Raw genomic sequence first — 6,998 nt, 5'->3', positions numbered from 1 at the left:
CCCCCCCCCCCCCCCCCCCCCCCCCCCCCCCCCCCCCCCCCCCCCCCCCCCCCCCCCCCCCCCCCCCCCCCCCCCCCCCCCCCCCCCCCCCCCCCCCCCCCCCCCCCCCCCCCCCCCCCCCCCCGCGGCGCTCAGCTGAAGGCGTCGACGATGTCCATGGCGGCCGGGCCGAGGAGCACGACGAACAGGACCGGCAGGATGCACAGCATCAGCGGGAAGATGACCTTGACCGGGATCTGCATGGCCTTCTCCTCGGCCCGCTGCCGGCGCTTGAGTCGCATCTCCTGCGCCTGCGTGCGCAGCACGTCGGCGATCGAGACGCCGTAGACGTCGGCCTGCACGACGGCCCGGATGAACCGGCGCAGGTCCTCCACGCCGGTGCGCTCGGCCAGGGCGAGGTAGGCCTCGCGGCGGGGCTGGCCCACGCCGATGTCCTGCAGCGTGCGCACCAGCTCCTCGGCGAGCGGGCCGCGCCCGTTCCGCCCGGCCCGGGCCATCGCGGCCTCGAACCCGAGGCCGGCCTCCACGGCGATGGTCATCTGGTCGAGGGTGTCGGCCAGCTCCAGGCCGATGGCCTGCTGGCGCTCCTGGCCCCGGCTGTACAGCAGCAGCTCCGGGACGACGTAGGCGACGACCGTCGTGGCGAGGGCCACGAGCACGGTGAGCGGCCCCGGACGACTGCTCACGACCAGCAGCCCGAGTGCCGCGGCGACCGCGGCCAGCACCAGCTTGGCGGCGACCAGCCGGGGGACGGGCCAGGCCGCCGGCCGCCCGGCCCCGCCGGCCATCCGGTCCAGCCGGGCCACCGTGCCCGCCGGTGTCAGCACCGAGACCAGCCGGCCGAGCGGTCCCGGGCGGGTCCGGGCGGCCCGCGGGCCGGCGCCGGCCACGTCGAGCCCGCGGGTGAGGTTGGCGCGGGACCGGGCGGCGGCGTCCTCCGGACGCGCGAACAGCGCCCAGCCGAGCAGGGGCACGCCGAGGGCCACGGCCAGCGTGGCGGCGAGGACGGGAGCGGGGACGGTGGTCATCAGAACCGGATCGCCACGGTCTTCTTGAGCCACAGCCCGCCGACGACCAGCAGGACCGCCGACACGGCGATCATGACCCAGCCGGCCAGGGACTCGGTGAACGCGGAGAGGTAGACCGGGTTGGTCACCGTCAGGAAGGCGACGATGCCGACCGGCAGGGCCATGAGGACCCAAGCCGACAGCCGGCCCTCGGCCGACAGTGCCTTCACCTGACGGCGGATGGCGTTCCGCTCGCGGATCGTGTGGCCGACGGTGTCGAGCACCTCGGCCAGGTTGCCGCCGACCTCCCGGTGGATGGCGATGGCCTGGGCGGTCCAGCGGAAGTCGTCGCTGTCGACCCGCGCGGCCACCTCGTCGAGCGCGACGCCGAGGTCCCGGCCCACCCGCGTCTCGTTGACGATCCGGGCGAACTCCTCGCCGATCGGCGCCGGCGCCTGCTCGGCCACCGCGTCCACGGCGCGCAGCAGGCTGTGCCCGGCCCGCAGGCTGCTGGCCATCAGCTGCAGCGCGTCGTCGAGCTGGTCGGCGAACCGGGCCTGCCGCCGGCCGGTCCGCAGCCGGACCAGCACCCGCGCGCCCAGCGGGGCGAGCAGCGCGAGCAATAGCCCGGCGAGCACACCCCCGATCAGCCACCCGAGCGCGCCGAGCACGAGCGTGGCCAGGCCGGTGAGCAGCACGACCTCGGCCAGGCCCGTCGCGATGCCGGCCCGCTCCAGAGCGGCCGACCCGGCGGCGACCCCGCCGCGCCGCGCGATCACCTGCTCGACGCCGCCCGACGCCTGCGCGGCCACCTTCGACAGCAGGGTCGGCGGCGGCGCGACCGACGGGTCCAGCCGGGCCAGCGGCACCCGGCGCGGACCGGCGGGCACCACACCGAGCGCCAGGACGGCCAGCCCACCGGTCACCAGCGCCAGCCCGAGCAGCAGCAGCGCCGGGGACATCAGGCCCACCGCCGCGCGTGCACCGGCTCGGGCGTCCCGAACACCGCCGGGGAGACCCGGATCCCGAGCTCCTCGAAGCGGTCGGTGAACCGCGGCCGCACGCCGGTCGCGACCGGCTTGCCGAGGAACCGGCCCGAGGGGTCGACGCCGGCCGAGTAGTCGAACAGGAACGCGTCCTGCAGCGTCACCGTCTCCCCCTCCATGCCCTGCACCTCGGTCACGTGGGTGACCCGGCGGGTGCCGTCCCGCAGGCGGGTCAGCTGGACGACGACGTCGACGGCCGAGGCGATCTGCTCCCGGATGGCCCGCAGCGGCAGGTCCATGCCGGCCATGAGCACCAGCGTCTCCAGGCGCGCGATGGCGTCGCGCGGCGAGTTGGCGTGCACCGTCGACAGCGAGCCGTCGTGGCCGGTGTTCATCGCCTGCAGCATGTCCAGCGACTCACCGCCGCGGCACTCCCCGACCACGATGCGGTCGGGACGCATCCGCAGGCTGTTGCGGACCAGGTCGCGGATGGTGATCGCGCCCCGGCCCTCGATGTTGGGCGGGCGCGACTCCAGGCGGACGACGTGCTCCTGCTGCAGCTGCAGCTCGACGGCGTCCTCGATGGTGACGATCCGCTCGCCCTCCGGGATGAACGACGACAGCACGTTGAGCAGCGTCGTCTTCCCGGTGCCGGTACCGCCCGAGACGATGATGTTGAGCCGGGCCTCGACGCAGGCGTGCAGCAGCTCGGCCATCTCCGGGCTGAGCGTGCCGAAGCCGATGAGGTCGTCGACGCCGAACGGGTCCTTCGAGAACTTGCGGATGGTCAGCGTCGAGCCGGAGAAGGCCAGCGGCGGGATGATCGCGTTGACCCGCGAGCCGTCGGCCAGGCGCGCGTCGACCATGGGCGAGGACTCGTCGATCCGGCGTCCCACCTTGGAGACGATCCGGTCGATCACCCGGCGCAGGTGCTCCTCGGAGGTGAACCGGGCGGCGCTGCGCACCAGCTTGCCGCCCTGCTCGACGTAGACCATCTCCGGGCCGTTGCACATGATCTCGGTGACCGTCGCGTCGTCGAGCAGCTTCTGCAGCGGGCCGAACCCGAGCACGTCGTCGGCCAGCTCCGCGGTCAGCCGGGCCCGCTCGTCGGGCGAGAGCGGCACCTTCTCCTCGTCGACGACGGTGTCCAGCTCGCCGAGGACGATGCCGCGCAGCGCCTCCTCCGACAGGGACGGGTCGTTGAGCCGCGCCCCCATCCGCTCGAACAGCGCCTTGGCGACGCGGTCCTTGAGCCGGGTGAGGGCGTCGGTCGGCGGCGCCGGGGCGACCGGGGTCACGGGCCGGGGCGCCGGGACGGCCGGCGGCGCCGCCGCGGGCGTCGGCTTCTGCAGCGCGACCGGCGCGGGCGCCGGCTCGGCCGGGCGGCCCTTGGCGGCGGCGAGGCGGGAGGCGAGGTTCACGACGCCGCCCGGTGCATCGAGGCGGAGGTCACGACGCCGCCCGGTGCATCGAGGCGGAGGTCACGACGCCGCCCGGTGCTTGGCGCGGTAGCGGCCCGGCTTGACCAGCGGGGTGGCGGCGAACCGGGAGACCAGCCGGCGCAGCTCCTTGGCCGCCGGGTCCTTGCCGTTGCTGGCGAGGATCGGCACGCCCTGGTTGGTCGACGCGGGGACCGCGGGCGACCGCGGGACGACGACGTCGACCGCGGTGCCGATCGCGGACTCGACGTCGCGCTGCGACAGCCCGTTCTTCGGGTCGGCCATGTTCATGACCACGTGCCGCCCGGCCGGGATCATGCCGAGCTCGCCGAGCACCTGCACCTCCTTGCGCAGGCCCCGGACGCCGGGCACGTCCATGCTGCTGAGCAGGACCACGTCGGTGGCCCCGTCGATGGCGGCCAGCGTCTGCTCCGACAGCCCCGGCGCGGTGTCGACGACGACGTAGCGGAACTCGCGGGCCAGGGCGTGCAGCAGCCGGCTGACGTCCTCGGCGGTCACCGTGTCCCCGGCGGCCGGCGACTCCGACCCGCAGACGGCGAACAGCCCGCTGGGGTGCTGGGTGAGGAAGGTCTTGAGGACCATCGTGTCCTGGCTGGCCGGGCCGTGGACGGCGTCGGGCAGCGTGTACTCGGGCACCAGGCCGAGCGCGGAGGCGACGTCGCCGAACTGCACGTCGAGGTCGACCAGCACGGTGCCCTGCGGCGCCGCGGTGGCCAGGCCGACGGCGAGGTTGGTCGCCACCGTCGTCTTGCCGACGCCGCCCTTGGGCGAGGCGACGGTGATCACCCGGCCGGTGAACCGGGCGGTCTCCTCCAGCGGGCGCAGCACCCGGCGCCGGTCGGCGGCGGCCGCGCCGGCGCGCTCGACGGCCGCGGCGACGTCGGCCGGCTCCGCGTGCGGTGGCACCAGGTCGCGGATGCCGGCCCGCATCGCCGCCTGCCACAGCTCCGGCGTGGGCTCGGCGACGAGGACGACGCTGGTGCCGGGGCACTGCACGTCCAGCCGGCCGGCCAGGGTCAGCACCTCGTGCAGCGGCGCCAGCGGGCCGACGAGCAGGACGTCGGGCAGCTCGCCGTCGGTGAGCAGCTCGAACAGCCGGGCGGGGTCGCCGGGCAGCCGGCCGGGCGGCAGGACCTGGACGTCGCCGTCCACGGCGACCACGACCCGGGACCGGAGGTCGTCGTCGGCGCCGGCGAGCACGACGCGGCTCATTCGGTCGCCTCCGCGGCGACGGCGCCGAGGGCGGCGAGCAGATCGCCGTAGACGTTGCCCTGGGTGACCACACGGGTGCCGGAGGTGTCGGTGCCCTCGCGCTCGAGCGCCAGCCACACCGTCGCGTGCTCCATGCCGAAGACCACCCGCTCGGCGTCCCGGGCCGGCAGGGCCATGGTGACCATCACGTTGCCGCTCGGGGCGACGCTGGAGGCCGAGGCGGTCTCCACGTCACCGCCCTCGGTGCCGGCGGGCGCGGGCGCGCCCTGGACCTGGGTGACGAGGACGCCGTGCAGGGTGGCGTGCGTGGTGCCGATCTGCTCGTCCTCGGGGTCGGCGTCGATGTTGCCCTGCAGCTCCATCGAGATGTAGACGCCGATCTCGTCGCCGGCGGCCAGCCGGCCCCCGACCGCGCGCTGCGGCTCGAGGACCACGCTCACCTCCGACAGCCCCTCGGGCACCGGCACGGTGCCGGGCGCCTGCAGGTCGGCGGGCGCGGCGAACCGGCCGGCCAGCAGCTGCTCGCCGGGCTCGAGGTCCGCGGTGGCGACCTGGCCGGTGAGCTGGTCGAGGTCGGTCACCCGCCCCTCGACCGCCGCCTTGGCGGGCAGCACCTCGGTGCGGACCAGGTCGGCGACCTCCTCCGCGGGGGTGCCCTCGGGGATCGGCTGGTCGACGACGAGCACCTCGACCGTGCGCACCCCCGCGAGGGCGCGGGCGTCGGCGCCGCGCACGTAGGCGAGCAGCACCACGGTGCCGGCGGCCACGAGGACCAGCGCCGCGACGGCGGCGAGCAGTCGGCGTCTCACGGAAGGGCCCCTATCGGATCAGTCGGAGGATGGACGCGCCGAGGTCCGGGGCGTCGGTGCTGGTGTCGAAGGCACCGGAGGCGTCGACGAAGCGGGTGAAGTAGCCGCGGATGCAGCGCTCCTCGCCCTTGCAGGGCTCACCGGAGTCGTACTGGCCGCCGAAGTGGTAGCCGGTGATCGTGAAGGCGGCGTAGCCGTAGACCTCGTACCAGGCGCCGCTGCCGGTGCCGCCGGCCTCGTCGAAGATCGGGAGCAGCACGGTCCGGCCGACCAGGGCCGCGACGTCGCCGACCGAGCAGCCCTGCGAGGGGTTGTTGCCCGGCTCGGAGTCGAAGCGGTTGCCCATCCGCGTGGTGGCCTTGCAGGTGTTGCCGCCGTCGGACTCCAACCAGCCGAAGCCGCCGGGCACGAACATGCGCGAGGGGCCGGTGCAGCCGGTGTCGGACTTCTTGGGCAGCACGATGGTGCGTTCCGTGGTGCCCGAGGGCATGCCGCCGCCGGTCTGGGCCTGCCACTCGCACCAGGAGAAGATCAGCGGCAGCATCGCCGTCCCGCCGCTGGGCGCGCCCCAGGTGACGGTCGCCGTCGCCGAGACCGAACTCGCGTCGTGGCCGATGACCGGGGCGAACCAGTGCTCGCGGGGGGCGCTGCCGGTGACCGTCACGCGCGTGGGCCGGCTCTGCAGCACCGGCGGGGCCGCGGTGGCCGCGCCGGCGCCGGCGGCGGCCTCGTCGTTGGCGTCGACCAGCTCCTGGGCGGTGGCCTGCATGTCGCCGCAGGCGCCGCGGGCGCAGTCGCGGGCCACGGCGAGGGCGGCGGCGTCGGCGGCGACCTGGAGGCGGGCCTTGTCGGCGTAGAGGGCGCCGACGTCGACGGCGATCGCGGTGAAGCCGAGCAGCGGGACGAGCAGGACGGACAGCAGCACGGCCACCGCGCCGCGCTCGCCGGCCAGCCGGCGCCGGACGCGGGCCCGCAGCGGGCGGGTCAGCCGTTGCACCGCATGACCCCCGTCCCGGTCAGGTCGACGTCGGCGCCGAAGAAGCCGGTCAGGAAGGGCATCGGGTAGCTGATGGTCACCCGCACGTTGGCCGTCGTCGTCGCGGTCATCGGGCACGCGGCGGGCGTGATGGCGATCTGGGCGTCGGTGATCGCCGGGTCGAGGGTGGGGGCGGCGTCGCGGACGGCGGCGCGGGCGGCGGCCGGGTTGCTCTGCAGCGCCATGACCCGGGCGCCCTCGCGGGCCGCCGCGGACAGGGTCCCCTGGACCTGGAAGGCGTGGCCGAACTCGACGATCCCGAGGACCAGGATCATCAGCAGGGGCACGATCAGCGCGAACTCGACGACGCTGGCGCCGCGCTCGCGGTGCAACCGCTTCCTCATGTCAGCCTCCTCCCTGGACGCTGCGGCCGGGGGGGGGGGGGGGGGGGGGGGGGGGGGGGGGGGGGGGGGGGGGGGGGGGGGGGGGGGGGGGGGGGGGGGGGGGGGGGCGGGGGGGGGGGGGGGGGGGGGGGGGGGGGGGGGGGG

7 protein-coding genes are annotated in these 6,998 nt (G+C 75.9%); all 7 read right to left on the bottom strand.

Annotated features, from left to right (window positions below; genetic code table 11):
- Positions 1-131: 131 nt before the first annotated feature.
- Genes ACI8AA_RS23890 through ACI8AA_RS23860 form a run of 7 tightly spaced genes read right to left on the bottom strand, consistent with a single transcriptional unit; the run spans position 132 to position 6,854 of the window.
- Complete coding sequence (locus ACI8AA_RS23890) at positions 132-1,028, bottom strand: type II secretion system F family protein (protein WP_457046861.1); 897 nt, start codon at positions 1,026-1,028, stop codon at positions 132-134.
- Complete coding sequence (locus tag ACI8AA_RS23885) at positions 1,028-1,969, bottom strand: type II secretion system F family protein (RefSeq protein ID WP_457046860.1); 942 nt, start codon at positions 1,967-1,969, stop codon at positions 1,028-1,030. The genes ACI8AA_RS23890 and ACI8AA_RS23885 overlap by 1 nt, the downstream gene beginning before the upstream one ends.
- Positions 1,969-3,414, bottom strand: a complete 1,446-nt coding sequence (locus ACI8AA_RS23880) for a CpaF family protein (RefSeq protein WP_457046859.1) — start codon at positions 3,412-3,414, stop codon at positions 1,969-1,971. Before ACI8AA_RS23880 ends, ACI8AA_RS23885 begins: the two co-directional genes overlap by 1 nt.
- Before the next feature lie 60 nt (positions 3,415-3,474).
- On the bottom strand, positions 3,475-4,665 hold the full coding sequence (locus ACI8AA_RS23875; protein WP_457046858.1) for an AAA family ATPase: 1,191 nt from the start codon (positions 4,663-4,665) through the stop codon (positions 3,475-3,477).
- Positions 4,662-5,474, bottom strand: a complete 813-nt coding sequence (cpaB, locus tag ACI8AA_RS23870) for a Flp pilus assembly protein CpaB (RefSeq protein ID WP_457046857.1) — start codon at positions 5,472-5,474, stop codon at positions 4,662-4,664. The genes ACI8AA_RS23875 and cpaB overlap by 4 nt, the downstream gene beginning before the upstream one ends.
- Before the next feature lie 10 nt (positions 5,475-5,484).
- Positions 5,485-6,471, bottom strand: a complete 987-nt coding sequence (locus ACI8AA_RS23865) for a pilus assembly protein TadG-related protein (protein ID WP_457046856.1) — start codon at positions 6,469-6,471, stop codon at positions 5,485-5,487.
- Complete coding sequence (locus tag ACI8AA_RS23860) at positions 6,459-6,854, bottom strand: TadE/TadG family type IV pilus assembly protein (protein WP_457046855.1); 396 nt, start codon at positions 6,852-6,854, stop codon at positions 6,459-6,461. Before ACI8AA_RS23860 ends, ACI8AA_RS23865 begins: the two co-directional genes overlap by 13 nt.
- Positions 6,855-6,998: the final 144 nt, after the last annotated feature.

This window comes from Geodermatophilus sp. SYSU D01180 (assembly GCF_054050415.1).
This window is presented reverse-complemented; position numbering and strand designations above follow the sequence as displayed.

Coding starts and splice junctions, on each gene's coding strand:
- ACI8AA_RS23890 (WP_457046861.1), bottom strand. CDS start 1,028: ATGACCACCGTCCCCGCTCCCGTCCTCGCCGCCACGCTGGCCGTGGCC.
- ACI8AA_RS23885 (WP_457046860.1), bottom strand. CDS start 1,969: ATGTCCCCGGCGCTGCTGCTGCTCGGGCTGGCGCTGGTGACCGGTGGG.
- ACI8AA_RS23875 (WP_457046858.1), bottom strand. CDS start 4,665: ATGAGCCGCGTCGTGCTCGCCGGCGCCGACGACGACCTCCGGTCCCGG.
- ACI8AA_RS23860 (WP_457046855.1), bottom strand. CDS start 6,854: ATGAGGAAGCGGTTGCACCGCGAGCGCGGCGCCAGCGTCGTCGAGTTC.